We start from the raw sequence: 26,097 nt of genomic DNA, 5'->3' as shown, positions 1-26,097 counted from the left end.
TTGTCAGCATTGGCATTCCTTGCACTTACTTCAGATCCAAGGTAGCGCGATACAGCCCCTGATCCCAGCCAACCTTCGCTCCGAGCGTCTCCCCGACAAAGCGAAGCGGAATATAAATATGTCCGTCCACAATAGTCGGCGCCTGATCGAGCTGGATAGACTTGCCATTCACTGTCGCTTCAGGCACATCCGGCCGGAGCACGAGCTCGATGGAGCCACGTTTGGACGTCAACACCCGTTCTTGCTCATTCCAATGGAAGTCCGCACCAATCCGTTCAAAAATGCCGCGAAACGGTACCATCGTCACATCCTTCTTAATGAAGCCACGAAATTCATGCACGAAGCTTCCGTTCACGGACACCTGAACCTGTGGGTCCTCATAACGCTTCACGATCAGAGCATTACTCAGCAATCTTCCAGGTGTACGCTTCATAGCCCCTTCGACATACAAGCCAGAGCTGGCGCCGCCATCCATGTTCATTGCCTCTCTCAAACCAAGCTGGACAAGTGCCTGTGCCATATCTGCAACCGTCGCCGCTGAGAGTGTCCCCATCAGCAGATGGCCATTCCCGTCTATACCGACAAAGCTGCGAGTATTGGCTGTACTTGTAATTCTCGGATCATCGAAGCCATCTCTCGCATAATCGATATCAACCTGTCCATCGGTCACCAGCTTTGGTCCCACACCCATAGCCGTGTCCCACGATTGTGGCAAGCTTTCCGTGACTCCGCTGTTCCCATCCACGATGAGCGCCTCGACCTCCACCTCATCACCCTCGTGAAGATGCGGCAACAGGTTCTTGTCATTATTGCTGGAATGCCCTACGAAGATCACATAACCCTGCTCAGGAACGTCGGCTGATTGCTCGGTCATCTTCGTAATCCGCCCGTTTTCGATGATAACCTTCATCCCGCCCGTCCGATCAATCCTTTCGGCAAAATGGCGGGTATACGCGACCACCTGATCCAAATCTTCATCACCATAATAAGTGTTCGTTCCCCATGGCGATACGGTATATACACTTTTGTTATGCTTGACTTTGAATGTAAGAGCGGTCTCCAGTCGATGAATCAACGCTGACTTATCTGTGCGGATACCGAGCGATACATTGTCACCCGACCGTACAAAGCTGCCGGACTCCACAAGTAAGCCATTCGGATGCCTTAAACTCTCGTCCTGCTCATACGCATCGAAAAAGGTTCCGTTAATGGCCGCCACAGCGCCACTGTGATCAATCATGGCTGAGAAGCTTTCCACATGACCAATCCCCTCTGCCGCTGTTGCCGGCATCACACGAAGATGCGGGTCCGACAGATCGATTGTCGTCCATTGTATCGTAAAGCTTTTACCGTTTGCCTGAACAACGGTTGATTGCAGCGGTAAAGAACCGCTAGCCGCGGCTGTTGGATCTGGAGCTATCCAGCCCAACATAAGAACAGCGATCGCTGCCGCGGCAGCTTGCTTGCCCCAGAGCTTCTTCATATGATCAACTCCGTTCGCCCGCCGGTTGGATACGCTCATAGATGACATAATCGTGCTTGTACACATTTTTTTCATCTGTGACTCCGGCTTCTCTGGCGACTTCTCGCCACTCGGCTTCATTGATCTCAGGGAAGTACGTATCGACTTCAAAGCGATGAGCAATTTCTGTGATATACATTCGGTCCACATGCGGCATGAATAACTTGAATACCTCAACACCGCCGATGACGAACAGCTCCTTGCCTTCCCAGCTTCCGCCGTGTCCAAAGCGCTCCAACGCTTCTTCGACCGAATGGACAATATCACAGCCCTCTGCAGTGTAGTCCTCGTCTCTGGTCAAAATCACGTTGTGCCGCTTGGGCAAAGGCTTATTGCCAATCGATTCGAACGTTTTGCGTCCCATTAGAATCGTATGCTCCAGAGTCGTTCTTTTGAAATAAGCAAAATCCGCCGGTAAATACCATGGCATCCGGTTATCCTTGCCAAAACCTCTTGCTTCATCCATTGCGAAAATATAGGATATGGTCATGATGATCCCCCTTGTTCGATTGGCAGCTAAGCTTAAACTGCGATAATGGCCTTGATCCCCGGATGTGCCTGATAGCTGACAAATTCAAAATCCTCAAACGTATAGTCGAAGATCGAATCGGGTTTTCTTTTGATATGAAGTGTTGGCAGCGGGAACGGCTCTCGAGTTAACTGCAGCTCAACCTGCTCCAAATGGTTCAAGTAAATATGTGTATCGCCGCCCGTCCAGATTAAATCCCCGACTTCCAGATCACACTGCTGCGCAATCATATGGGTTAGCAGTGCGTACGACGCCAAATTAAAGGGGAGCCCCAAAAACGTGTCGATCGATCTCATCTGAAACATGCACGACAGCTTGCCGTTCGTTACATAAAACTGAAAAGCATAATGGCAGGGCGGCAAAGCCATACCATCGACTTCTGCAGGATTCCATGCGCTCACCAAATGTCTACGCGAATCCGGATTGCTTTTAATTTGCCCAATCACATTCGTAATCTGATCAACAACTTGTCCATTAGGACCAAGCCATGTTCTCCACTGAGCACCATAGACCCGACCGAGATTTCCTTCTTCGTCAGCCCATTCGTCCCAAATCCTCACACCATTGTCACGTAAATACTTGATATTCGTATTGCCGCTTAAAAACCACAACAGTTCATGAACAATGGATTTGATATGAAGCTTCTTTGTCGTTAAGAGCGGGAAACCTTCTTGAAGATTAATTCGCATCTGTCTTCCAAAAACGGAAATCGTCCCTGTACCCGTACGATCCCCCTTCTGTGCACCGTTATCTAAAACATCCCTAAGAAGATCTAAATAAGCTTTCATGATTCACCTCGTATGATTGATTGCTTGCACCTTACTACTTCCTCTTATTATATTCATTATTTCTAAAATTGAAAATCCAACGCTGATTAATAAAGAAAAAGAGCTTCCCTGTGTAAGTACTTCTACTCAGGAATAGCCCCGTGATAAGTTGGTTATTGGGTAAATTTACTATCGATTAAATTGGCCGTTTCCAGCATCCGCTGAATAATTGCCGCCGTTTCCGCTCTTGTCATTTCGTTTTTCGGCATCAATCCGGTTTCGGAGCCTCTGACTAATTGACCCTTCACGGCTGCAGCAACCGCTCGTTTGGACCATTCGCCAATCGCTGCGTTGTCCGCAAATCTGGATAGTATGGTTTCTGTCTCTGCAGCACTTACGCTATCTTCAAGTCCAACGAGCCTCATTGCGCGAGCGATCATAGTCAGTGCTTCTTCACGTGTGATCGTTTTTGTCGGACCGAATGTCCCATCTGCGTATCCATCGATGATTCCGTACTCATGCGCTTTGGTTACCGCACCCACATACCAATCTGTGGACAATAGATCCGTAAAAGCAGTGATTTTTCCGTTCTCGGGTAAACCGAGTCCCCGTATGATAATTGCCGCAAACTCGGCGCGGGAAATGGCTGCATCCGGTCTGTAGTGGATTCCATCTATTCCACTCACGATCAGGCTCGACGCCAAGTTGTTCACTGCCTCTTTCGCCCAATGTCCTTCGAGGTCCGTAATCGTCATCGGATGCCAAATAAGCGAATAGGTACTATTGGTCAGGCTGCTAATAACCGCAACACGGTTCCCGTCGCGAGCCCCAACACGTGTTGGCACGTGACGGAGCGTTCCGTCTGCTTCCAATACCACGGCAGTTGAGATTTCTCTCGCACTCACACTATCCGGCAGTGGAATTTCCCGCTCCACATAGGAACTAAACGTGCCCACTTCGATCGATTTACCGTTATACAAGGCCGTGACCATAAAGTCGATAGGTGGAACAACAACGGTAAATCGCCCTTGATTTGCCGTGTTATTGATGAGTCGGACCTTGTCGTTATCGCTCCTGGCTATATCCACATGGATCTCAATAGCAGCTAGCGATACTTGCTCTCCCAACTTCTTCGATAATTGATCGATTTGGATTTCCATTGCCGGCAGCTTATAATTCCCATTGGGCGTTTGGACTTCCAGTAGAGCCTGCTTCTTCTCCAAAGCTTTCACCAGGTCCCCGGTTAGTACTGCAGCAACCTTGTCGACTATTTGTGTCACTGAAATAACGACAACAGGCTGTTCTCCCTCTTTGTCAAGCTGCGCTCTTAATTTATCCGAATCCACTTTCACAGTCATTACGGTTTGCCCGTTTTCCTTTGTGATCGAGAATTTCGCCATCCGGTCCTGAAGCTGACCACTCACAGTCACCCCCAAACCCGTTTGCGTTTCCTGCATGCTCTGCTCCATTCCATCAGATGGGGTGCTGGATGAACTATCGGACGAATCGCCTGATGATCCACCGTCGGACGAGTCTCCTGGCGAACCTCCAGCCGATGAACCCGCCCGAAATACCGTCACCGTGTACTTCTTTGTCGTGCTATCCTGCGCGGTTACAACCAGTTCGATCCGGTTGCTGCCCACGCTCATTGGTAACGGATCACTTGACTGTCCACTTGTCAGGCTAACCTTATCAAGTACAAGTGCATTGGCGTTGTCGTACACATTTGCCGTCATACTGGCATGACTTTCGTAAACCGCCGCGGCCACAGTAACCGACGACATGTTATTCGTCAAACTCGCTGTATATTCCGTCGTACCTCTTGTTAGCACCGGACTGACTGCTATCTGATTCGTACCTGCATATATATTCAAAGCGATTAAAGTCGCATCACTGCTGGGTGTGGTTGTGTCCGGTCCTACCTCTGTAGTAAAGCTCCAAGCTGCTGCATCGTCAACACCTGCAAAGCGATTACCCGTTATGTCTTTGAACGCACCTTCGTCGATTTGCACGTAATATGCGGTATTAAAGGATAAATTCGCTGTTGGATGGACCGTAACCGTATACCCCGATACGTTAACCTTCGATGTATCGGTTGCTGCAATCGTCTCAACGAGACTATTGTCCAGCACCTTCTTGATCATGATGTTTCTGCCAGCAACCGCCGTTACGTTCTCGCTGAAGGCCAATACGAAACTCGCATCAACCCTCACCCCGACTGCATGATTATTGGGTGCATAGTTGATTACCGTGGGTACGGTCGTATCCGCTGCTTCCGTCCACATAGCGTATAGTATGACATTGGACGTACCCATGCCAAATGTCGCATTAGCAACATAACCCATTCCTCTTCCATCCGCTTGTGTATTCCACCCTGCGAAGATGTACCCCGGTCTGCTTAAGTTTCCCGTGTTGCCATATACGATAACCGTTACTCCCTGCTCATAAGCTTTGCTGTCGGTCAGAACGCTTCCTCCTGTTCCACCGTTGGCACTATAGGACACGGTGTAGGTGTTAATCGGAATGGCCGTCCACTGCGCATACAGCGTAACATTGGATGTACCCATGCCGAATGTCGCGTCAGCAACATAACCTGTTCCACTTCCATCCGCCCGTGTGTTCCACCCTGCGAAGGTGTATCCCGGCCTGCTCAGGTTCCCCGTGTTGCCATATACGGCTACCGTCACTCCTTGCGCATAAGCTTTGCTGTCAGTCGGTACGTTTCCTCCTGTGCCGCCGTTGGCGCTATAGGTCACGGTGTAGGTTGAATTTGTAGTGACCGTCTGCATCGTATAGGCGCTCTTATAACCTACGAGATCTTTGACAATGATGTTGAAGTAGTAGGTCGTGCCGGGCTGCAATCCCGTTACATCCAATCTTCCTATATCCTCAGTATAGGTACCTAGTGCCGTTCCTTTTCTTTCCATATCGCTTACCGTTTGGATGTTGCTGCTCACAGAGCGGTATACCATATATTGCAGAGCATTCTGCTCACTCATGTTATCCGCTGCTTTCGTCCAATTCAAAGCAGCACTCGTGGAAGTCAAGGAGGATGCAGTGATCACTCCGCTGCTTAGGGTTGGAGCTGTCGCATCCATCACTGCCTTATTTTGCACGGGCGACAAGCGAGTCGTTGAAGTATTGTCACCCAGTTCGCCACTGCCGTTAAAGCCCCATGACCAGACCGTACCATCGCTTTTCATCGCGTAGCTGTGAAAGCCCCCTCCGGCAACCGCCTTCATCTTGCTTAGACCGGGCACCTTCACGGGTGAATTACGTTGGGTTGTCGTCCCATCTCCCAGTTGGCCATAGTTATTATACCCCCAGGTCCACACGCTTCCGTCGGTTGTTATGGCGAGACTATGAAAACCACCTCCGGCTATGGTCGTCACGTTGCTTAGACCGGCTATTTGCACTGGAATCGTTCGATTCGTTCTCGTCCCATCGCCTACTGCACCATAAGTATTCTGTCCCCAGACCCAAACCTTCCCATCGGCATCCAGGGCGAGGCTATGATTACCTCCTGCAGCGATTGCCGTCACATGGCTGAGACCTGGTACCTGAATAGGTGAAATCTGCTGAGCTGTCGTACCTATTCCCAATTGGCCCTCACCATTCCATCCCCACGCCCAAACCGTACCGTCATCCTTAAGCGCAAGACTGAAATATCCCCCTGCTGCGATAGCCGTTACATGGTTTATACCGTTTACCTGCACAGGGCTTGTCCGTTGGCTTGTCGTCCCATCACCAAGTTGGCCATTATCATTCTTCCCCCAGGCCCATACCTGACCATCCCCATCCAGAGCAAGAGTGTGATAAGCAACGCCTCCAGAGATCGCCTTAATATGACTTAAACCAGACACCTGTACAGGAATGGTTCGATCTGTTGTCGTGCCATCGCCCAACTGACCGTTGCCGTTTGAACCCCAAGCCACCACGCTCTCGTCGTTTAACACCGCGAAGCTGCTTCGTACCCCTCCGGAAATCGACTTCACGCCGCCTGAGATCGTTGCTTTCCTTGGAACGGCTCGACTCACAGTCTCCCCGTTACCCAGTTGTCCGATGTCGCCCCTTCCCCAGGACCATACTGTCCCATCACTAATCAGCCCTACACTGTGGTAATACCCTGCTGCTATTTGCGGAACGACCGTACCATCTGCATGCGCCACATTCCCTGGGAACAATGGAAACCCGCCCAAAATGAGTATCCAGCAAAGTAAGAACTTCCCTAATTGCTTCATTCTTCTCTCCTCCATATGTCTGCATCCAACCGCCAACCTTTGAATTCCAACTTGGCCCTGGTTCGTGTCTGTTCATTCTCCGAAAAACCTTACACCACAGACCATGTTAGCAAATAGAAATGAGTCCTACTATTAACTAAAGTTAACTCTCGATGCTTTTTCATCTCATAAAATACAGCGATCCCTCCCAGCTACTTCATTCTCTGGAAACAAAAAACCGATCGTACCCAGGGATACTGCCTGGATCTCGATCGGTTATTTATCTGTGACTTGAACTATTTCTTTGTCGTAAGTTCTAAATTTGTGGCATTTCCTTGCCGCCCAGTATTGTATAGTGGATAATTCGTCTTCGCTCAACTACCGGGCAGTTATATTCAATAAGTATGTATTATGGTAAAATAAAGGAAATTTTCAGGTGTGAAGAGGTTTCATTTATTAAAAGAGGACCTATCGAATTATAAGCAGTGGATTCTTTCAGGTTCAGTATGTGGTTGGGGAGATGAATTAAAGTCATATTTTGATTTTAATTTAGTTATTTTTATTTATACCTAGTACGCTAATATATATTGGACGATGAATAAAGAAACTAGGGGGAGAACTTATTATGGGCAATTTTGCAGATGTACTGATAGTTGAAGGCAAAAAGAAGAATAGTGTTTTAGTTGTGGGGTTAGATCCTGATATAAAGTTTTTTCCTGATTTTTTACTGGAAAATGTAAATTCTTCATCTAACGAAAGCATAACTAATGCCATATATGAGTTTAATAAAATTATTATTGATGCTGTTGCTAATCAAGTAGTAGCTGTTAAACCCCAGCTCGCCTATTACGAGGTATATGGCAGCTACGGCATTAGGGCTTTGGAAAAAACAATTACCTATGCACGTTCAAAAGAATTAATCGTCATTAACGATGCAAAAAGAGGGGATATTGGTTCAACCTCTGCAGCTTATGCTCGTGCTTTCTTAGGAAATGGAACGATTTCGGGTGATATGGTCACAGTTAATCCCTTTTTAGGCAGTGACGGATATATGCCTTTTATAGAAGCAGCAAAAGAGAATAATAAGGGGTTGTTTTTATTATTGAAGACATCTAACCCCTCGTCATATGAAATACAAGACCTTAAATTGGAGAATGGAGAATTGCTGTACTTCAAAATGGCTAAAGAAATTGAAAAGTTGGCGTGCGAGACAATAGGAATCAACAAGTATTCATTTATTGGAGCAGTTGTTGGAGCTACATATCCAGAGGAAGCAAAGAAGATACGAAATATGTTACCTCATTCGATATTCCTTGTTCCTGGGTTTGGGATACAAGGGGGAAAAGCAGAGGATACAAGTGTATTTTTTGATGAAAATGGTAATGGTGCAGTTATATCGTCCTCTAGGGGTATCATTTATTCTTATATGAACGATAAAGATGATTGGAGAAAAACAACTGAAACTGAAATGCACAGATACATAACAGAGGCAGCTACAAAAGCAAAAGAACAAATTAATGAGATTAGGTTTACCAAAGTTACGTAGTTTGTTTGTTATTACGCTAAACGAGAAACGAGAAAGCAATAAACAATTAAGCAGTCTTCGCTCATCTAACCAGCAGGTCAATGGAAAAAGTTGGGTAACTTAGGCAGGCGAAAAAATAATTGCGTTTAGGATTAATAATTTTATTACTGTGCCCCACCCCGGCAACAAATCAAGTCTCATACTTCAATCAAAATTGCGATACAGAATAGTAGGTCATCAGGTGGTCGTGATATTCCCCTGTATGACGTTAATTGGTGGGCATTGCTACGGTTTCAGACCCCTCACAATGTCAACCACATGTTGCTTTTGAAACAGCTATGAAATTTGGAGATTCAGGACAGGCAGGTTTTGGATTGCATTTCGAAAATGTTAATAGCTGAAATTGATAGAGAAGGTCAATCAATTGAAACGGGATCTGCGACTACTGCGAATCCCTTTTTCATTGCGATTTTGGAAGCATTTCTTTGCCGCGGGTTCTTTGAAGCATTTCCTTGCAGTTGTGGAAAAATGATGCTTCAAGCCGCATTATCATCCTATTCGTTAACGTTAACGGTCAAAAACACGAATCCATTTAAATCGGTTGACCTTGACAATGGCCACAAAGCACTTCAATATCTGATCACACTTCAGGAACATAAACGTTACCACTGGAGACAAGTTAAAGACAAATGCACAAAGTGCCGAAGCCGGAAGCACAACCAGCCACATGAAAATAAAGTCATTATACAGCACGAATTTGGTGTCTCCACCACTTCTCACAATACCCGTCAAGGATGGCATCTGATAGGCGGTTCCAATTACGGTGATCGACAGCACTGTCATAAATTGCAGAGCAAGAGCTTTGGCATCATAAGAAATAGCATACAAATTAATCACATAATCCTTGGTCACAAACAATATGAAGCCCGTACCCAAACCGATAATAACATAGAGGATTTGCAAGGTTTTGCTGTAAGCTTTCACTTTATCCAGCTGCCCTTCGCCGATTGTCTTGCCGATCAGTATGGCTGAAGCGCTGGCCGAAGCAAAGATGACTACCGATATCAGCTGGAAAATGGTCGTAGCGATGCTGTTGGCTGCAATAGCCGGACCTCCCATATGTCCCAAAATAGCTGTTTGCATAGCCATCGCACCTGCCCATAATGCATTCGAAAGCAATATCGGTGATCCGATTTTGATATATTGCTTGAATAAAACCGGGTCGATAGAAAAGAAATCCTTCAGCTTCAATAAAATTTTGGTATCGATTCGCTTGATATACACGCAAACGACTACAGTTTCAATAATTCGCGCAATTAATGTTGCGATCGCAGAGCCGCTCACTCCCAGAGCAGGAAACCCAAAATGACCGTAGATCAACACATAATTCAAGCACACATTAATAATTAACGTAGATAACGATACCATTAACCCGATCTTGACCGTCTCTACACTCCTCAAGGAGCTAAGTAGAATATTCGTTATTGCGAAAAACACGTAGGAAAAGCAAATAATTTTGAGATACGCCATCCCTTCAGAAATAACACTCTGATCATTAGTAAAAAGCGACAAACAGCCTTGGGGAAAGAAAAAGACGATGGCCAGCATAACCACGCTCAAAAGAACTGCAAGGCGCATTCCGATACTGATCACCTTTTTGATTGATCCTATATCCTTGGCACCCCAATAACGTGATGCCATAATCACCATGCCCTCGCCCGCTCCCATCACCAGCATCTGCAGCAAAAACTGAATCTGATTGGCAAGCGCTACACCCGAAAGCGACGATTCACTGTAGCCGCCCAGCATCAGGTTATCCGATAGGTTAACCCCCAGGGTGATGATGTTTTGTAATCCGATCATTAGCGTTAACAGCACAAATCTTTTGTAAAAAAACGTTTCACGTACAAATAAACTCATTCCAGTTACCTTCTTTATTATTATATATATTGATTATTGCTTAACGAGACTATCATACATTATGTTCAAGAACAATAACGCAATTAATTTCATTTTCATTGATCATAGTTAAAAAGGTTAAGCAGAAATAGCCTCTGCTCAACCCTTTGTCCTACTTTACAACATTTTCAATTCGTAAGCTGTTTCTTTCGCCTTCACTCGGATACCTGAGCAGGATCGCGGTCAGTCCTTGCCCAGACGTTGAACCCAGCTCTCCAGCTGATCTGCTTCCTCCTGGCTTAATGCACCACGCTGAAGCGTATCGAGGTTAGTCGCAACCCATTCGCTCTTACGCATGGATACGATCACGAGATCAACAAGCTCGCTATGCGCTGCCCAGCGAAGAAGAATATCGGCCGCCTTTAATTTTTCCTCACCGATCTCATCAAGTTTCCAGCCGCGAACAAATGGCGACATGGCAATAACCTCGAGCCCCATCGTTTTTGCTTTGCAGAATGTATCCTCAGCATCGCGACGGAATGCATTATAGGGAGCGAGCACGCAAGAAATCGGAGAATCACTTTTTACATACGCGAGGTCCTTCAATCGCAGCATACCCAACGCAGCCCGCTTGATTGTACCCTCTGCTATCCAACGACTTGCCAGCTCCAGCTCCATGTTCAGCTTCACTTCATCATCATGTGTATGAATGACTAATGTATCGATATAATCGGTGCCGAGCTCCTCCAGCATGATATCGATATGATGTTCCTCGTAAGGCGTTGGACCCACCAGATCGTTCTCCTTGCCGAGCTGCTGAAAGAAATTCCAGGCTTGAATATGCGCTTCATTACGGCGTCCGAGCTGCTTCAATACTTTCCCAAGAGCGACACGCTCCTGATAATAGGTCGTATCGATAACATCAATACCATTATCAAGGCAAGCTGCAACGATGCTGCATTGCTCCTCGAAAGATGCCACAGGATCATTGCCCAATGCCTCGATAAATGAATGTCCGCCAAGCCCTAGCTTCGGTTTGTCGTTCATGCTCGTGCTCCTTTTCAAATTCAGCTATATAAAAGATATTTATTTAAACGCCAGCGCCCGCATCGGAGCACCGGAGCCCTGCTTTACTTTTAGTGGAGCAATAACTACATAAGACTCTCCGATGATTTGCTCAAGCTTGGTCAAATTTTCAACAATATTGACGCCATTGCCTAAAAGTATATAGTGAGCTGGCGCATTCTGTGAAACCTTTCCATCAATGGCAATCGCATCGCAACCAACAACCTTGATTCCACGATCCACCAGCAGCTGCGCAGCTTCACCGCTAATACCTGGCCACGCTTTACTGAACTGCAGACTAACCGTCCGTGGTACCCAATACTTATCCCAACCAAAGCGAAAAAACACAATATCCCCCGCTTGAATACGTTCATTGTCCTGTTCCCATTGTTCAATCTCCGCCGCCGACACCAGATCATTTTCTGTATAATGAGAGAAATCAAGCGTCAGCGCTCTCCCGTAAAATTGCGTGACCGGCGTTTCATCCATATACTGATGAGCCGGATGACCCTCCTGAATAAAATGCGCGGTAGCATCCATATGCGTTCCGCAGTGTTCATTCATGATCAATTGGTAAGCTAGTGCAATACTTCCCGTCTCGAACGAATCCCACAGCGTGTGAAAGTAGCGTGAATGCGAGAGAACAACAGGCATATCTTCCTCATATGTATGGGACAGGTCAATCACCTGCATGGACGACAACAGCGCGGATAGCTGCTTCACTTTGGACATGGATGTACCTCCAATTCAATCTATTCTTTATATCTTTTCTATGTATCCCACTTATTCCCTATATTATAGAAGATCATGAATTTAAGCGATACCCAAATCGAGCACTTCCGACTTTCGAGTGTATATTTTAAATCCGCACCTTGCAGCCCTCTTTCAAGCTGCGAATCGCGCCGTGCAGCATAGCCAGGCTTTTGATATTATCTGTGCACACCGTAGAAGGAATATGACCCTTGTTCAATGCGTCAAACATGTCATCCAGACATCCTGCATGCTGCTCCTGACCTGCCCATGTCAGCTCTGGTGTGATGCGTTTGTGTTTATTCTCGTGAACGATTTCCTCCGTCGGTATCACAACCTCCGCATAAGGCGCAGTACGTCCGTCCCAAATCACCGTACCCTTGGAGCCGACGACACGCCAGCTGGATTGCCATGAGGTTGGAGCTCCTTCCGCACTGTAGCACCCACGATACGAATAGCAGGACCCGTCCTCATACTCGAAGGTGCAGATCGCTGCCGCAGCGCCAGTGAACCAGGAACCGGCGGGATTAAACGTTGTACAGTGAACAGCTACCGGATCTTTACCTGTTATAAAACGCGACTGATCGAAGGTGTGAATCGCCATATCGAGCAGTAACGGATTGTCCATCGTTTCACGGTAGCCACCATTGTGCAGCCCCAGGAAAAAATCCGAGGTCACGAAGCCAATTGGACCCACCGTACCGGATTGTACAAGATCGCGGAATGCCATCATTTCCTTCAGGTAACGCCGGTTTTGCATAATCGCGTAGGTCCGACCTGAATCGGCCGCCGCCTTGACCATAATTGCGGCTTCTTCCATGGAGGACGCCATCGGCTTCTCACCGAAAACATTACAGCCTTCCTCGAAAGCAGCTGTTGTTATGGCACAATGCGCTTCGGGGATCGTAAGATCAAACACGAGATTAGCCTCATTTTTCCTTATCGCTTCCCGCACATCTGTATACACAGGACATTCCAGCTTATACTTTGCTTTTGCCGCCTCGGCATGGTCCAGGTGCATATCGACGAGTGCGACGATTGAGGAATCGTCTCGCTTCAACGTGTATGCAATCCAGGCCTTGGATATATTGCCGCAGCCGACAACCACAATACGATGTTTCGACATCCTTTGTTCCTCCCCGGGTTTTATTCAGAGCTTCCCACATCTATATTATTATAGAAGCAGGACATCATCAGATCGTCACAATATACAACCGTTTCCTCATAAAATCCGCTGTGCGCGGGGAGTCGTCGCTACCGGTTAGAAGACAAAAAGAAATAGACGGCCCCATGATGGCAACCGTCTAGTATATAAGCTTTTACATGATATGTCTGCTTAAGTGTGTCCTATCTCTTACAGCAGCCGAATCGTGAAAATCCGGTCCAGCGGTGTTATTACATTCACATGAACATATTGACAGCCAGCTGGATGATCGTCATTGCGAATATCGGGCAGCCAGTGCTCGTAAGCACCCGATGAAATTTCAAGTGCACTTCCTGCAGTCATATACGTAAATGATCCGCTTTTCAGCATAAATCTTCCTTGACCTCGATCTTCAATATCGCTGCCCTCGATGCTGCCTTCCTCTCCAAGAATAAAGGTTAGCTGCATCATCACATCCTCTCGCTCATCGGAGCGAATATGGATTTTCCATTCCGAAGCACCTTGTGTGATGTCTACCGTTAAGGTCTGCTGCTGCATATGCGTGACCGGTCGCTGTTGATGCGGCAGTAAATACCAGGGACTCAGGTGCTCACGATTCGGAAGATCGGGTAATAGAGACTTCGGTATCGGTCCGTAGTAACCCTTTTCCAAGGTTTGGCTTAATTTGTAAGCGTCTGCCGTCTCACTTAACTCGTCAAATTTGACGACTCCAGGTGAAAATGAGGTTGATAGCTTAACACCAAGCAATCGCGCTTTTCCATGACGAAGCGAAAAGAAAGCCGGGGCTTTCGCCATCATCGTCACACTATCTTCAAGCTCCCTGATCCGGATAACCGGAGCACCAAACGCCATATGCATGCTGCTGTGCTCGAGCTGTACATCATTTCCTGCCGCCTTTGCCATATTCAGATGTTCACATAAGGGATGAGACGCATTAAGGATTTTTTTATAAGATACCGGTAATTCCGCTCTAGCCAGCCCTTCCAGATCGGAAGGAAATAACAGAACACCTGTCATCGGATGGTTATTGACGCCTTCTTTGTATCTGGTCAATAGCGATGCCGCGTAATCGGACATAGCCGCAAAAAGCGGATCACGGTCATAATCTGCCATCAAACGGTAGATCAAGAAATAATTGGACATATCGTACACTTGGCCCAGATCCTGCCGACCGGAATATTCCGTAACCACTTCGCCGTCCGGGTGTATCAAATAAACCATCATACGCAAATTTCGCCGGACGTATGCTAATAAGTCTGGACGGTTCAAGACGCGGGCAGTATGATACAGGGAAATATCGCTCACGACATTGTATATACCGTTACTGCGCTCGGTCCATTCCCCATCCTCCGTAATATCCATGCCTTCTGCCAACCATTCTTCCGCACGAGCGATTAACTCGGGTATTGTGAATATTTCGTACAGCTGGGCAAGCGCCGCTGTCATCACCCAACGATGATTAGGTGTATGACAGCCCCCGGTGAGCAGCGCTGGCATGGTGCGCTCAAGAAATAGCTGTATGGGGGTTAACGCAGCCATCGCCTCAGGCCATTCCTGCCTTTGCAGGAGACGATAAATCTGGGTAACCCCGCCCACGACAAATGCTGTATCCGGTGGGGAATTAAAGTTCGTGGAGCCGAGACTTATCGTGCCATCGGCATGCTGACGGTTCAGCATAAATACGGCAGCTCGGCTGAGCGCGCGAAGCAGCCCCGCATCACGAAAATACCGTGAGTCCGGATTGACAAGCGCTGCAGTCCATGCTGCCATCACCGCAGGGGTACCGAGATGGTTAGCCTTTGGAATACCGCTACTTAGATCCATGATCCCGCCATAATATTTGGAATTGGCATCGGTAACCTGCCTGTTAAGCGAAATTCCCGTCCAATCATCATTCAATTGAAAAAGCTTCGTCACTATAGGATCCATATCAATTAACCCTTTGGCTAAGAGCTGCAATTTTGTGAGTGATGAGATTATGGCTTTCATGGATTTCGTCAGGCTGACATATCGCCTTGAGCTCATAGACCTTCACTTGTGCCAGATCGATCACTTCCAGGAAGTGGTCAAAGAAATGCAAATCCTTGCTGTGCACATACGGGCAATAGTGATCGGACAGCTCCAGCGTTTCATGGATATGGACACCATAGATATAGCGCTTAACCTCTTGCAAATCCTGAAGATTATCGTACAGGCCCATCCGGTCCATCATCATCGCGTGTCCAATATCGTACCATAGGGAAACTGGACTTCCCTTGAGATTATCGCATATCGTTTTGGCCTCCAGCAGTGTTGGCATTTGATAACAACGGGCACGCGTTTCGATACCGATAGCCACATTCCATCCTCGCATGGCGGCATGGTTGCTCACTTCCTCCAAGCTGTCTTGGATCCGTCTCAAATAGTGTGTGCTCATGCGTTCGCGTTGGTCGAGCATTTCATTCCACAGCTTTTGGTATTCAGGTGAATCCTTACCATAATCCCGATACAACTTTTTTAATTCCGAATCGATGTTATAGGCAAAAGGTACTTCTCCCGGATGCACCACGACAGCTTTTGCACCATAACGAACTGCATATTCCATAGAACGAATCAACAGCTCTACAGAGCGTTTCCGCTTGACTTCATCATCGTATCCGAGCAGCACAGAATCTGTATCGTAATCTTTGTCATTAATAAATGGAAAGACGTTATGGACGCTGGAAATGCCGATCTTTGCTTTTTCAATCATCGGCTCTATCGTGGTCAGCAGCTCTTCAGTTACGTTATAATTAAGCTCCACATTTCGGAAGCCAAGCTCCTTGATTTCCTCAATCATTTCCCTACCTACGGTATGTCTCTTAATATTCCAGCACGTAGAAAAAGAATATTCCCCTTTATTCAGCATTCGATGACCTCCACTAGTTTTTTACTCAGTAAGGTGACTGAGCGGACATACAGTACCCGATCGAGCCGATATGATGGAAGCTTCCATTAAACGGGTCAAATCAAGCGCAATTTGTATATTGTCCGTTGCTGTCGTACCCTCCCGAATATGCATTACCCATTGTTCGAATGCGGAAGGGGACTCAGCCGGCATATCTGTTACGGCCTGCCACTCGCTGCCCGCATTTCCCTCAAACCTTGAGCCTCGAACAAACAGCTTATTGTCGCTTCTTGAATACGTAATGCTTCCTTCGGTTCCTTGCACCTCGATGACAAATTGAGAATAACTATTAACAAATCCGGCTTCAACAATGGCTAGTGTTCCATTTGGATAATGTAAGATGGATACCGCATGATCCTCCACCTCTTTTCCAGTGATGTACCCGAAGCTTGCGCTAACGCCTGACGGGACACCCAGGAACCAACGGGCCAAGTACATCGGATGGCAGCCAAGGTCGATTAAGGCCCCACCGCCAGACTGCTCCAGATTGAAAAAATGCGCAGGCAGTGCTCCATTAGGAGCTTGTTCGGTTGGCAGCGCACCGTTATGAGCAAGACGCATCCGTATAGAAGTAATGGTCCCTATCGAACCCTCCTGTAAAATGGCTTGAATCTTCTGAGCAAATGCCATATTCAACCGAGGCAGGGAAACCATAAGCTTAACATCGGCGGCAGCTACAGCAGCCAGGATTTCGTGGCATTCCTTTATAGTCGCAGCCAATACTTTTTCCGTGAAAATATGCTTGCCTGCCTGAGCTGCTGCTAGGATCACCTCCGTGTGTTTGGTCGTCGGGGTAACCACAATAACAGCATCAATATCAGACTGAGCCAAAAGCTCATGCAGATTTTCATAAAAGCGGACTCCAAGCTCCTCAGCCTTGCTCCTGCCCCGGGAATGAATCTCATCCCAAACAGCTACGATTTCCGTATCCGGGTGTTCAACAGCCTGACGCACATAATCCTTGGCATGTACGTGCCAGAAGCTTAACATCGCTAATTTCAGCATACCCGATGGCCTCTTTTCAGTTAGACTAGTCAAAATAGACAGCGCGCCCTGTTCGGTTGGATTCATAGATAGCTTCCAGTATCTCAGATACTACACACGCTTGCTCTGGAGTTACAATTAACTCCTTATCATCGATAATCGCTTCGATCCACATACGTATTTCTTTATCCGACATGCTTTCCTTCTTGCCATCATAGAAGTCGGCACCCTTGGCCTCAAACTGAAGCTGATTCACATACAATCGACCATACTTTTCACCGTTGATACGCAAGCCATCCTGCATATCGGCCCCGCCTTCGGTACCGCAAAGCGTGCATTTGGCTTCCTTCGTATCGAGTGTGTTTAACGCCCAGCTCGATTCGACCATAATGGTTGCGCCGTTCTTCATAATGACCATCGCAAACGCCGAATCCTCCACCTTGAACTTGTCCGGGTCCCAGGAGCCCCAGGAATTAGCTGCATTATGCTTGTGGGAAAGCTTATGGTAAGTGACGCCGAGCACCACCTTAGGTTCGTAATTGTTCATTAACCACATTGTCAAATCAAGCGCATGTGTTCCGATATCAATGAGCGGACCCCCACCCTGCTTGTCTTCATCTAGAAATACGCCCCAGGTCGGAACCCCGCGCCTGCGAACCGCATGGGCCTTAGCCATATAAATGTCTCCCAGCTCTCCTTCCTCAACAACCTTCTTTAAATATTGGCTATCCGCACGAAAGCGATTATTGTAACCGATAGTCAGCTTTTTGCCCGTGCGCTTGGCGGCTTCCGCCATTCGTCTTGCATCCGCAGCCGTTTTGGCCATCGGCTTTTCACACATGACATGCTTGCCGGCTTCCAGAGCCGCAATAGAAATTTCGGCATGACTATCATTCGGCGTGCAGATATGAACAACATCAATGGATGGATTCGCCAGCAGCTCGCGATAGTCTTCAAATACCTTTGCCCCCGGATTGCCATACTTATCTGCGGCCTGCTCGGCCCTTTCCACAATAAGATCACAAAAGGCAACTATTTCTACTTGATCTATTTTACTCAGGCTGGGCAAATGCTTACCATTGGCAATACCGCCGCAACCGATGATGGCTACTTGTAGTTTGTTCATTACATTAATCCTCCTCATGATATAGACAACCGATAAGAAGAAGCCGGGCACTCAAGCGAGCACGGCATGTACAGCCAGCCCGCTATTTCATGTCCAGCTCCTGGTGACCCGACTATCTCGCTAATTTACTTCACTTGCTCCATTTGCTGTTTCACAATTTCATTAACATCCTTAGCCATGAACGCTTTGTCTTTATTTTCGGAATACCACTTGTTCATGAATTCCTCAAGCTTTTTACCATCCGCTTTATCCCAGGCAGCCTGTGAATCCTTAATCGCCTGTTCAGGGCTATATTTGCTTCCACTAATAATAGCTTTGACAAAAAGATCGCCTTTTTCTTTAAGAATAGTTGTATTGATCAAGTTGAGATCAGCAGAATACACGGGCATATGATCGCCTAAGGTTATACCTGGGTATTCTCTTTTGGAATCGAAGTACATCTTCTGGATGTCTCTATACATGTCCATACCTGCTTTTTGCTCAGGTACTTCAGGGTTAAAGCCACTCAAGACGAACGTGCATTTATCAACACCTGAGGAGAAGAACATCGTATAGTCACCAGCGTAACCGACTTCATTTTTCGACTTAGCCGGGTCAATAGCTTGAGGACATCCATTTGCAGCCTTTTTCCAGTGGGTGCCTTCATCTCCATTAATGATTTTTAATGCGTTCTCCGGCTTCATCATAAAGTTCAGATATTGTCCAACCGCCTCGGGGTTTTTCGCCTTCGCGTTAATCACGGTTGTCATTTGAATCGGGTTATCGATAGCGCCTGTGAACGTCCCCATTGGTGATTTTGGATAAGCAAGTGGTGCCACTTCCGCTCCGGGTACGTTTTTCTTCAGCGTCGCATAATCATTCATGACAAAATCATACCAACCGCCTGTAAACTTGACGTAAATGCCGATCTTGCCATTCAAAAAGTCCTGCTTCGCCTTGGCCCCGTCTTTATCATTGATATAATCCTTATCGATAAGCCCTTCATCGTAAAGACGCTTCTTGAATGTAAGGGAAGCCAGCTCTTTATCCCAGGCACGGACAACTTTCCCATCCTTGATGTCCCAAGCCAACAAAGTGCTGGATGAGCTCTCCCCGAATATTTCATTAATTGCTTGCTCTGAATATGTGCTCATGTTCAATCCATATGTATCCTTCTTGCCATTACCATCCGGATCTTGATCGGCAAATGCCTTGGCAACGGTCAATAATTCATCTGTTGTGGTTGGCATCGCCAGATTCAGTTTTTTCAGCCAATCGGTACGAATCAATAAAATATGTGCAGGCGTAGCTTCTTTTACCTTGCCAATCTCGTATATCTTGCCATCCGGCTTGGTTCCCGCTTTTTTCAACTGTGGATATTGGGTCAGCAGCTTCTGGTATTCTGGCATAGACGGTAAAATATTATCAATAGGCATCAGCTGCTTTTGATCATACAGGCTGCCACGAAACGGCGTATTATACTCGTTAATAATATCCGGGGCAGAACCGGACGCGAACAGTACGTTTAATTTTTTCGTTGAATCGCTTCTCAGCACGGGAACGAACTTCACATTGGCTGGCCCGTTTTGGTTAATCCATTTGGTCCAGCGATTATCCTCATAATTCCCCTCCGAAGCAGGTACGGCTCCACGATCATACATCGTAACCGTAATATCTCCGCGTTTGGCTGGCGCTGCCGGAGCTGGCGTTGTCGTCGCTGCCGCCGGTTTATTCCCTGCTGCCCCATCTGTGCTGTTGGCTTGTGCCCCTTCTTTATTATCGCTGCTGCAGCCAGCCAGTGCTGTGCCTAATGCTACGACTCCCAGGGTCATTCCCATCCATAGCTTTCTGTTCATACAAACGCCTCCTGAAATTATATTGGTTAGTTTTGTTAAACTGGACAACCCTCGTAATCAACCCTTAACGGAACCGAGCATAACGCCTTTCACAAAATATTTTTGCAAAAATGGGTACACCACCAGCATCGGAACTACCAGCACGACGACGCCTACCGATTTGACCATTTCGGTCGCAACCATCTGCTGCTCATCGGAATTAAGGGAAGGGGAATTCAACAGATCGTTTTTTTGCAGCATCGCTTGAACGACAACCGTCAGATTTTGCAATTGGCTTTTGTTAATGTACATCAATACGCTCATGAACGTGTTCCAATAATTGATTCCATAGAAGAGAGCCAGTGTGGCCAGCATCGGAAGCGACAATGGCAGTATGATTCGGATCAGCAGCGATACATCGTTGCATCCGTCAATACGAGCAGATTCTTCCACCTCATGGGGGATATTTTCAAAATAGCTTCGCATGAGCAGCATATTGTACGTACTGATGAATCCGGTAAGCCAGATCGCCCAGTAGGAATCAATTAAGGACATGTTCTTAACAACAAGATAGGTAGGAATTAATCCTCCAGAGAACAGCATCGTAAATACCATGGCAAGGATGAAATAGCGACGTCCTATCAAATAACCTCTCGACAGGGGATAAGCAGCCAGTACCGTACCCAGCATACTTAGCGTGACGCCGACAACCGTAATAATAATACTATTTTTGAATGCTGTAAAAGCTGGGCTCGTAATGAAAAAAATCTTGTAAGCCGTAAACTGCATACCTACCGGCCAGAAAAAAACATGTCCCGATTCCACCGATGAACGATCACTTAACGATAAGGCTATGATATGGATAAAGGGCAGCAGGCAGGTTAAGGCAATTGCCGCGAGCAGTACATAGTTGACGGCATAAAAAATGGTTTCTCCTTTGGTTGCTTTCATGCAGTACTCCCTTCTAAAATAAAGCCTGGTCAAATTTGCGAGCAATATGGTTGGCGATCAACACAAGCGTACAGCCAATAATCGACTCGAACAGCCCCATGGCGGTCGTCAAGCTAAACTGCGAGCTACCCAAACCAATTTTATAAATATAAGTGCTAATGACCTCGGACACGTCGGCAACCGCTGCGTTCTGCAGGTTGTACACTTGATCAAAGCCAACCTCCATCAGCCGGCCCATAGCAAGAATAAGCAGCAAAATGATGGTTGGGCGAATGCCAGGTAATGTAATATGCCATATTTGCCGCCACTTAGAGGCACCATCCATGCCAGCGGATTCGTACAGGGAAGGATCAATGGTCGTCAGGGCAGCCAAGTAAATAATGGTGCTGAACCCCATCTCCTTCCAAATGCCGGAGCCTACAAATATCGCAATCCAGGAATTAGATTCATACAAAAAGGTGATCGGTTCTATCGACAACAGCTTGAGCACCTTATTGATCGAGCCGTAGTCAGTGGCAAATAACGAAAGTACGATACCGGATACAATGATCCATGAGAAAAAATGCGGTAAATAAATGATCGTTTGCACCCATTTTTTAAACCAGGTTTTTCTGACCTCATTAAGCAGGATCGCCAGAAATATAGGTACGGGAAATCCGATGACCAAATTCAAAAAGCTGAGCCAAAAGGTGTTCCATATAATTTGGAGCGTATTGGAGCTGGAGAACAGGATATTGAAATTTTTCATGCCTACCCATGGACTATGCAGGATGCCATCTGCAAAATTGTAATTTTTGAAAGCGATAACAAGACCGCCCATAGGCCAATATTTGAATAAAATATAAAAGGCAAACACAGGAACCAGCATAATAAACAATGGGATATTTTGCTTCAATCTTCTTCTTCGGTGCAGGGACGAGGCCTTGCGAAGAGCCATTGTTGAATTCCGGGAGTCTCCTTGGGTACTTCCTCTCACGTATGTTTCACTCCTTCATTCATTCATTTCTTATAACCTAATCATAAGAGATTTAACAAAAAAAACCCTTGAAAAATTATAGAAGAATCTATAATTTCATTGGGTATCTGTTTATATTTGTTTAAAACCCATCATTCGGGTACCCGATAATTCCGATATTCTTTAGGTGTCATTTGATACTGCTGCTTGAACACATTCGTAAAATAGTTCGGTTCATCGAATCCAACTGCACAAGCGATCTCAAAAATTTTCATATCGGTGTTACGCAGCAGCAGAGCTGCCTTGTCCATACGGGTTCGTGTGACAAACCGGGTAAAGCTCTCACCTACCGTTTTCTTGAACAATACACTGAAGTAGCTTGCATTGAGGTGCACATAAGCTGCTACATCTGTCAGTCTGCAAGCTTCATTATAATATTCTTCAATATATTTGACGGCTTTCTCGATCAAATTGTCATTTTTAAGTGCCTGCCAGTTATTAAACAGCAGTAAAAAGTTCTTCACTTGCTCGCTCGCCCACAGGGTGACCTCTTCTGGAGTCCAGTTGGCCTCCGGCATGTCACTGGGGATTTTGGGCAGCAGGCTGTTTTCATCAGGATCAAATTGTTTCTGTATCGTACCAAGCAAAGCAATCGAAAGCGATAATGCCCCTATCTTCATCTCTTCCGGTGATTTGCTGGACAGCTCCTTAACCAGTCGATCCAACAGCTGCTGAAGACTATCCTCCTGGCCCATCAATATCGCAGACATCAGTTGAACTTCCAATTCCTTGACTCGGGCCTGGTTGGATGACAGTGTTGTACCATAACCTCCTATGCCCTCGCCTGCAGCGTGCGGGTCTGTTGATTCGTAATCCAACCCTTTGAACCTATTGTATAAGCCAGCCAAATGTTTGGCAGTAGGTGCGGCTCCCATCGAAATCATCTCAATCCGAATTTTTAAATATTGTAACGATGCATCCCGAATCGCTGCTTTCAAGCTCTCTTCCAACATACCCGATTCGGCGATCAGAACAAAGCGGTTGTGCTCAACGAGCAGTAGTCTTGCGTGAATTGCTGCTTCTTTCACCAGCTCCTCGACAATGTTGGAGAAAGCAAACTGAAGCAGACTCATGTCATGTTTCCCGTAATGATGAATGGCCGTGTCCTCATAAATCCACTGCAGCAGCCACAATTCCTGGCCCCTCAGAATTTCGTCCAGACTGCTGGATATAGCCATCGAATAAGGCAAGTCTAATAAAGCCGCACGCAGCTCCTGATCCTGCTGCTGTTTGTGCTGCACATGCTGCTTCTCCAGCAGCGCTACCTTTTCATAAAACCGTTCATACGCTTTGTTCATCACCTGATGCACATCTTGCTCTGTACATGGCTTGATCAAGAGATCCAGCGCTCCATGGCGTACGGCCGCCTGTGCATACTCAAAATTTTTGTAGCCGGTCAAAATGACCACCAGCATATCCGGGTAGCTGCGGCGTAAATGCCCGACGAACTCAATGCCATCCATAATCGGCATGCGAATATCGGTAAGCACCAGATCCGGCTTGACTTGTTCCAGCAGCTCCAGAGCAGCCTGCCCATTCCCGGCTTCACCGACAACCTGCCATCCCAGCTGCCCCTCCTCAAACATCTTGGTCAGTCCCTTGCGAAAATTAGGCTGATCCTCCACAATCAGCACTTTACCTTTCAGCATGCTCCTGTTCTCCCTTCTGAATGTTGATGTTGGGCAATATAAGCCGCATCGTGGTCCCGCTTCCGAGTCCGCTAACAATCTCCAGGCGATAAGGCGGACCGTGTATGAGCTCGATTCTTCTTACGACACTTCTCACCCCAAGGCTCTCCCGCCCGTCCGAGCGTTGTGGCAAGGAAGTACCTTCCCGTCTAAGCAGCAAAGAAATGACCGATTCCTCCATACCGCAGCCATTATCCGTCACTTCGATCTCCAGAAAACCACCAAGGCTGCGTGCTTTGATCAAGAGGATTTTATGTGATACTTTATTACGGAATCCGTGGACAAATACATTTTCGACAAGCGGTTGAATCAGAAAACGCATAATTTCACATTCGAGGATTTGTTCATCTGCTTGGATAATGGTTTCCAAATCCGCTTCAAACAGCTCCGCCTGCAGCTTGACATAATTACGGATCTGCTGCAAATCCTCTCTCACGGTAGTTAAGGTTTTGACGGGCATTAAAGAATACTTTAACATTTCCGATATCGCTGCGATCAAGGACGCCGTCTCTTTCTCGTTCTGCAAATACAGCTTCCAGTAGATCTCGTTAAACATATTATGCAAAAAGTGTGGATTCAACTGTGCCTGCAGCGCTTTAAGCTCAGCATCTCTCTCACTTAACTGGGTCATATACACTTCCTTGATCAACCGCTCCACATGCTCCGCCATATTATTAAAGCTCTCCGCGATATAAGCCAGCTCGTCTTTCGTTCGAATCTGGATTCGCGCCTCAAAATCCCCGGACCGTACCTTGCGCAGCCCTTGTAACAAATCTTTAAGGGGTCTCAGCAAATTTCCCGTGGACAGCACAATTAAACCGCTTGTGAGCAGGATGCTGATCAAACCGGAATATACAATTCTTTGGAAAATGTCGCGGTTCTTTTTCTGAATTTCTGTCAATGAAGTGCCACTCACCAGCTTGAATGAAGTCGTTTTCGATTCTCCTTGAACAAACATATCATTATGGATAACTTCAGTTTCATTAAGGCTTCTCAGCTGCTGAAGTCTTGCCTCCGAGTCCTGCGGTGAGTTGCTGTAAAGCAGCTCCTTATTCGGATTGAACAAGTGGACATCACCTGTTCCTTCCTTCGTCAATTCTTTGAGCGCACTGGAAAAGAAAGATTCGTCTATCGTAATTACCAGCACACCGTACGTATTTAAGTTGCTATTTTTCATCAATCGGGACGTAATAATCGTTTTCCTAAGCCCACTCGGCTCTATCGAGCTTGGCAAGGCCATATTCATCCATATCAGATCTCCATAGGTATCATCAAGCTTTGAGCGAATGACTCTAAACACATCTTGATCTAGAGTGTTGATCGCTGAGGTGGTGTACTTAAAGTACGTAGAGTTTCCGTCCAGATCATACAGATACATTCCAGTAATATAAGGCGCATCGGTTTTAATCTGAAAAATCTGATCCTCAATTTGCTTTTTATCATAATATACGCTGAATGCATCAGAGCCCTCATTGGAGTTGATTTGTCTAATCATCTTTTCAATTTGCGGATTAAACACAACCGTTTGCGAAATTCGCATAATCTCCTGTACTTTAAGATCCATCTTGGCCAGCGCTTCTTGATTCGTGCTCGAAAACTGTTTGCTGATTTCCTCCTCAAACAGCCTCATATTATACTGGTACGTCAAATAACCGGTTACGCCAAAAGCCAGCAAGATAATGACAGATAAGTTGAGAATCAGCTTTACTCTGAAACTTCTGTTGATCCCTAATAATGATCGAATCCAGATCGGCATCGTAAGTACTCCTGTTATTCAAATAGTAAACCGAATTTCGGCTCTACACCAAAGCCAGTGCTTGACGAACTGATCTAAGGTTGAAAATGGAAAAACACCTGCTAATCCTGTATTGTTGGAAGTCCTACCAACTAACAAAAAGGAAATAACAGATGCAGAACCAGTATATCAAGGAAATGCTCGACTTACCAGAGCTGCAGATTAACCAGATTCTGTCGATAGGCGTAGATGAAATTCATATCGAGACCACACCCGTAGCCCACAAACAAAGCTGCCCGCTAATCGTCCTGCCGCTGAACACACCCCATCACGAAATCGGGCATCCAGTACGTATATTTCCGAATACTGCCTTCCTGGATTCCAGGGTAATACATTGCTCATGTTAACAAAAAATG

The 26,097-nt window shown here is 46.5% G+C and carries 19 protein-coding genes and 1 pseudogene; 3 read left to right on the top strand and 17 right to left on the bottom strand.

Features of this window, described 5'->3' with window-relative positions:
* Positions 1 to 25 precede the first annotated feature (25 nt).
* The 4 genes from BK127_RS09485 to BK127_RS09470 all read right to left on the bottom strand — a co-directional run bounded on the left by BK127_RS09485 (position 26) and on the right by BK127_RS09470 (position 7,059).
* Positions 26 to 1,483: a stalk domain-containing protein gene (locus BK127_RS09485; RefSeq protein ID WP_076229796.1), complete on the bottom strand. Its 1,458-nt coding sequence runs from the start codon at positions 1,481 to 1,483 to the stop codon at positions 26 to 28.
* Between the two features lie 4 nt (positions 1,484 to 1,487).
* Positions 1,488 to 2,012 carry a dihydrofolate reductase gene (locus BK127_RS09480; protein WP_076229795.1) on the bottom strand — a complete coding sequence of 175 codons (525 nt, stop codon included), beginning with the start codon at positions 2,010 to 2,012 and terminating at the stop codon, positions 1,488 to 1,490.
* Positions 2,013 to 2,044: 32 nt separating this feature from the next.
* The gene (thyA, locus tag BK127_RS09475) at positions 2,045 to 2,839 is read right to left on the bottom strand and encodes a thymidylate synthase (RefSeq protein ID WP_076229794.1); all 795 of its coding nucleotides are present in this window, start codon (positions 2,837 to 2,839) and stop codon (positions 2,045 to 2,047) included.
* Between the two features lie 152 nt (positions 2,840 to 2,991).
* Complete coding sequence (locus tag BK127_RS09470; RefSeq protein WP_076229793.1) at positions 2,992 to 7,059, bottom strand: RCC1 domain-containing protein; 4,068 nt, start codon at positions 7,057 to 7,059, stop codon at positions 2,992 to 2,994.
* A 420-nt stretch (positions 7,060 to 7,479) separates the two neighbouring features.
* On the opposite strand from BK127_RS09470, the pseudogene BK127_RS44705 reads away from it, so the two are divergent.
* Together BK127_RS44705 and pyrF are read left to right on the top strand one after the other, a co-directional pair.
* Positions 7,480 to 7,605 (top strand): annotated as a pseudogene (locus tag BK127_RS44705) (hypothetical protein); the annotation flags it as partial.
* A gap of 58 nt (positions 7,606 to 7,663) precedes the next feature.
* Positions 7,664 to 8,584 (top strand): orotidine-5'-phosphate decarboxylase, encoded by a 921-nt coding sequence (pyrF, locus tag BK127_RS09465; protein WP_076229792.1) that lies wholly within the window; start codon positions 7,664 to 7,666, stop codon positions 8,582 to 8,584.
* 546 nt (positions 8,585 to 9,130) lie between these two features.
* Here the strand turns inward: pyrF and BK127_RS09460 are convergent.
* From BK127_RS09460 to BK127_RS09400, 13 genes are all read right to left on the bottom strand, one after another.
* On the bottom strand, positions 9,131 to 10,483 hold the full coding sequence (locus BK127_RS09460) for an MATE family efflux transporter (RefSeq protein ID WP_076229791.1): 1,353 nt from the start codon (positions 10,481 to 10,483) through the stop codon (positions 9,131 to 9,133).
* 222 nt (positions 10,484 to 10,705) lie between these two features.
* Positions 10,706 to 11,509, bottom strand: coding sequence for an aldo/keto reductase (locus BK127_RS09455; protein WP_076229790.1), 804 nt, complete (start codon positions 11,507 to 11,509; stop codon positions 10,706 to 10,708).
* A 39-nt stretch (positions 11,510 to 11,548) separates the two neighbouring features.
* Entirely contained in the window at positions 11,549 to 12,259 is a 711-nt protein-coding gene (locus BK127_RS09450) for a cyclase family protein (RefSeq protein ID WP_076229789.1), read from the bottom strand.
* 127 nt (positions 12,260 to 12,386) lie between these two features.
* The gene (locus BK127_RS09445) at positions 12,387 to 13,403 is read right to left on the bottom strand and encodes a Gfo/Idh/MocA family protein (protein ID WP_076229788.1); all 1,017 of its coding nucleotides are present in this window, start codon (positions 13,401 to 13,403) and stop codon (positions 12,387 to 12,389) included.
* Positions 13,404 to 13,631: 228 nt separating this feature from the next.
* Positions 13,632 to 15,371, bottom strand: coding sequence for a hypothetical protein (locus BK127_RS09440; RefSeq protein ID WP_076229787.1), 1,740 nt, complete (start codon positions 15,369 to 15,371; stop codon positions 13,632 to 13,634).
* 1 nt (position 15,372) lies between these two features.
* Positions 15,373 to 16,329, bottom strand: coding sequence for a sugar phosphate isomerase/epimerase family protein (locus BK127_RS09435; RefSeq protein ID WP_076229786.1), 957 nt, complete (start codon positions 16,327 to 16,329; stop codon positions 15,373 to 15,375).
* 21 nt (positions 16,330 to 16,350) lie between these two features.
* Positions 16,351 to 17,373 carry a Gfo/Idh/MocA family protein gene (locus BK127_RS09430; protein ID WP_076229785.1) on the bottom strand — a complete coding sequence of 341 codons (1,023 nt, stop codon included), beginning with the start codon at positions 17,371 to 17,373 and terminating at the stop codon, positions 16,351 to 16,353.
* A gap of 25 nt (positions 17,374 to 17,398) precedes the next feature.
* A complete protein-coding gene (locus tag BK127_RS09425; RefSeq protein ID WP_076229784.1) occupies positions 17,399 to 18,478 on the bottom strand; it encodes a Gfo/Idh/MocA family protein in 1,080 nt (359 codons plus the stop codon).
* 125 nt (positions 18,479 to 18,603) lie between these two features.
* Positions 18,604 to 20,313, bottom strand: a complete 1,710-nt coding sequence (locus tag BK127_RS09420) for an extracellular solute-binding protein (protein ID WP_076229783.1) — start codon at positions 20,311 to 20,313, stop codon at positions 18,604 to 18,606.
* A 57-nt stretch (positions 20,314 to 20,370) separates the two neighbouring features.
* The gene (locus tag BK127_RS09415; protein WP_076229782.1) at positions 20,371 to 21,243 is read right to left on the bottom strand and encodes a carbohydrate ABC transporter permease; all 873 of its coding nucleotides are present in this window, start codon (positions 21,241 to 21,243) and stop codon (positions 20,371 to 20,373) included.
* Positions 21,244 to 21,256: 13 nt separating this feature from the next.
* Entirely contained in the window at positions 21,257 to 22,180 is a 924-nt protein-coding gene (locus tag BK127_RS09410; RefSeq protein WP_076229781.1) for an ABC transporter permease, read from the bottom strand.
* Positions 22,181 to 22,350: 170 nt separating this feature from the next.
* On the bottom strand, positions 22,351 to 23,907 hold the full coding sequence (locus BK127_RS09405; RefSeq protein WP_076229780.1) for a response regulator transcription factor: 1,557 nt from the start codon (positions 23,905 to 23,907) through the stop codon (positions 22,351 to 22,353).
* Positions 23,894 to 25,702, bottom strand: coding sequence for a sensor histidine kinase (locus BK127_RS09400; protein ID WP_076229779.1), 1,809 nt, complete (start codon positions 25,700 to 25,702; stop codon positions 23,894 to 23,896). The genes BK127_RS09405 and BK127_RS09400 overlap by 14 nt, the downstream gene beginning before the upstream one ends.
* A 152-nt stretch (positions 25,703 to 25,854) precedes the next feature.
* Here BK127_RS09400 and BK127_RS09395 point away from each other — a divergent pair, with 152 nt between their 5' ends.
* Positions 25,855 to 26,088 carry a hypothetical protein gene (locus tag BK127_RS09395; RefSeq protein WP_076229778.1) on the top strand — a complete coding sequence of 78 codons (234 nt, stop codon included), beginning with the start codon at positions 25,855 to 25,857 and terminating at the stop codon, positions 26,086 to 26,088.
* Positions 26,089 to 26,097: the final 9 nt, after the last annotated feature.

This window comes from Paenibacillus sp. FSL H7-0331, from assembly GCF_001956045.1.
This window is presented reverse-complemented; position numbering and strand designations above follow the sequence as displayed.

What these genes read in the sequence shown, in the direction of transcription:
- BK127_RS09485 (WP_076229796.1), bottom strand. Translation starts at nt 1,483, where the DNA reads ATGAAGAAGCTCTGGGGCAAGCAAGCTGCCGCGGCAGCGATCGCTGTT.
- BK127_RS09480 (WP_076229795.1), bottom strand. Translation starts at nt 2,012, where the DNA reads ATGACCATATCCTATATTTTCGCAATGGATGAAGCAAGAGGTTTTGGC.
- thyA (WP_076229794.1), bottom strand. Translation starts at nt 2,839, where the DNA reads ATGAAAGCTTATTTAGATCTTCTTAGGGATGTTTTAGATAACGGTGCA.
- BK127_RS09470 (WP_076229793.1), bottom strand. Translation starts at nt 7,059, where the DNA reads ATGAAGCAATTAGGGAAGTTCTTACTTTGCTGGATACTCATTTTGGGC.
- pyrF (WP_076229792.1), top strand. Translation starts at nt 7,664, where the DNA reads ATGGGCAATTTTGCAGATGTACTGATAGTTGAAGGCAAAAAGAAGAAT.
- BK127_RS09460 (WP_076229791.1), bottom strand. Translation starts at nt 10,483, where the DNA reads ATGAGTTTATTTGTACGTGAAACGTTTTTTTACAAAAGATTTGTGCTG.
- BK127_RS09455 (WP_076229790.1), bottom strand. Translation starts at nt 11,509, where the DNA reads ATGAACGACAAACCGAAGCTAGGGCTTGGCGGACATTCATTTATCGAG.
- BK127_RS09450 (WP_076229789.1), bottom strand. Translation starts at nt 12,259, where the DNA reads ATGTCCAAAGTGAAGCAGCTATCCGCGCTGTTGTCGTCCATGCAGGTG.
- BK127_RS09445 (WP_076229788.1), bottom strand. Translation starts at nt 13,403, where the DNA reads ATGTCGAAACATCGTATTGTGGTTGTCGGCTGCGGCAATATATCCAAG.
- BK127_RS09440 (WP_076229787.1), bottom strand. Translation starts at nt 15,371, where the DNA reads ATGGATCCTATAGTGACGAAGCTTTTTCAATTGAATGATGATTGGACG.
- BK127_RS09435 (WP_076229786.1), bottom strand. Translation starts at nt 16,329, where the DNA reads ATGCTGAATAAAGGGGAATATTCTTTTTCTACGTGCTGGAATATTAAG.
- BK127_RS09430 (WP_076229785.1), bottom strand. Translation starts at nt 17,373, where the DNA reads ATGCTGAAATTAGCGATGTTAAGCTTCTGGCACGTACATGCCAAGGAT.
- BK127_RS09425 (WP_076229784.1), bottom strand. Translation starts at nt 18,478, where the DNA reads ATGAACAAACTACAAGTAGCCATCATCGGTTGCGGCGGTATTGCCAAT.
- BK127_RS09420 (WP_076229783.1), bottom strand. Translation starts at nt 20,313, where the DNA reads ATGAACAGAAAGCTATGGATGGGAATGACCCTGGGAGTCGTAGCATTA.
- BK127_RS09415 (WP_076229782.1), bottom strand. Translation starts at nt 21,243, where the DNA reads ATGAAAGCAACCAAAGGAGAAACCATTTTTTATGCCGTCAACTATGTA.
- BK127_RS09410 (WP_076229781.1), bottom strand. Translation starts at nt 22,180, where the DNA reads ATGGCTCTTCGCAAGGCCTCGTCCCTGCACCGAAGAAGAAGATTGAAG.
- BK127_RS09405 (WP_076229780.1), bottom strand. Translation starts at nt 23,907, where the DNA reads ATGCTGAAAGGTAAAGTGCTGATTGTGGAGGATCAGCCTAATTTTCGC.
- BK127_RS09400 (WP_076229779.1), bottom strand. Translation starts at nt 25,702, where the DNA reads ATGCCGATCTGGATTCGATCATTATTAGGGATCAACAGAAGTTTCAGA.
- BK127_RS09395 (WP_076229778.1), top strand. Translation starts at nt 25,855, where the DNA reads ATGCAGAACCAGTATATCAAGGAAATGCTCGACTTACCAGAGCTGCAG.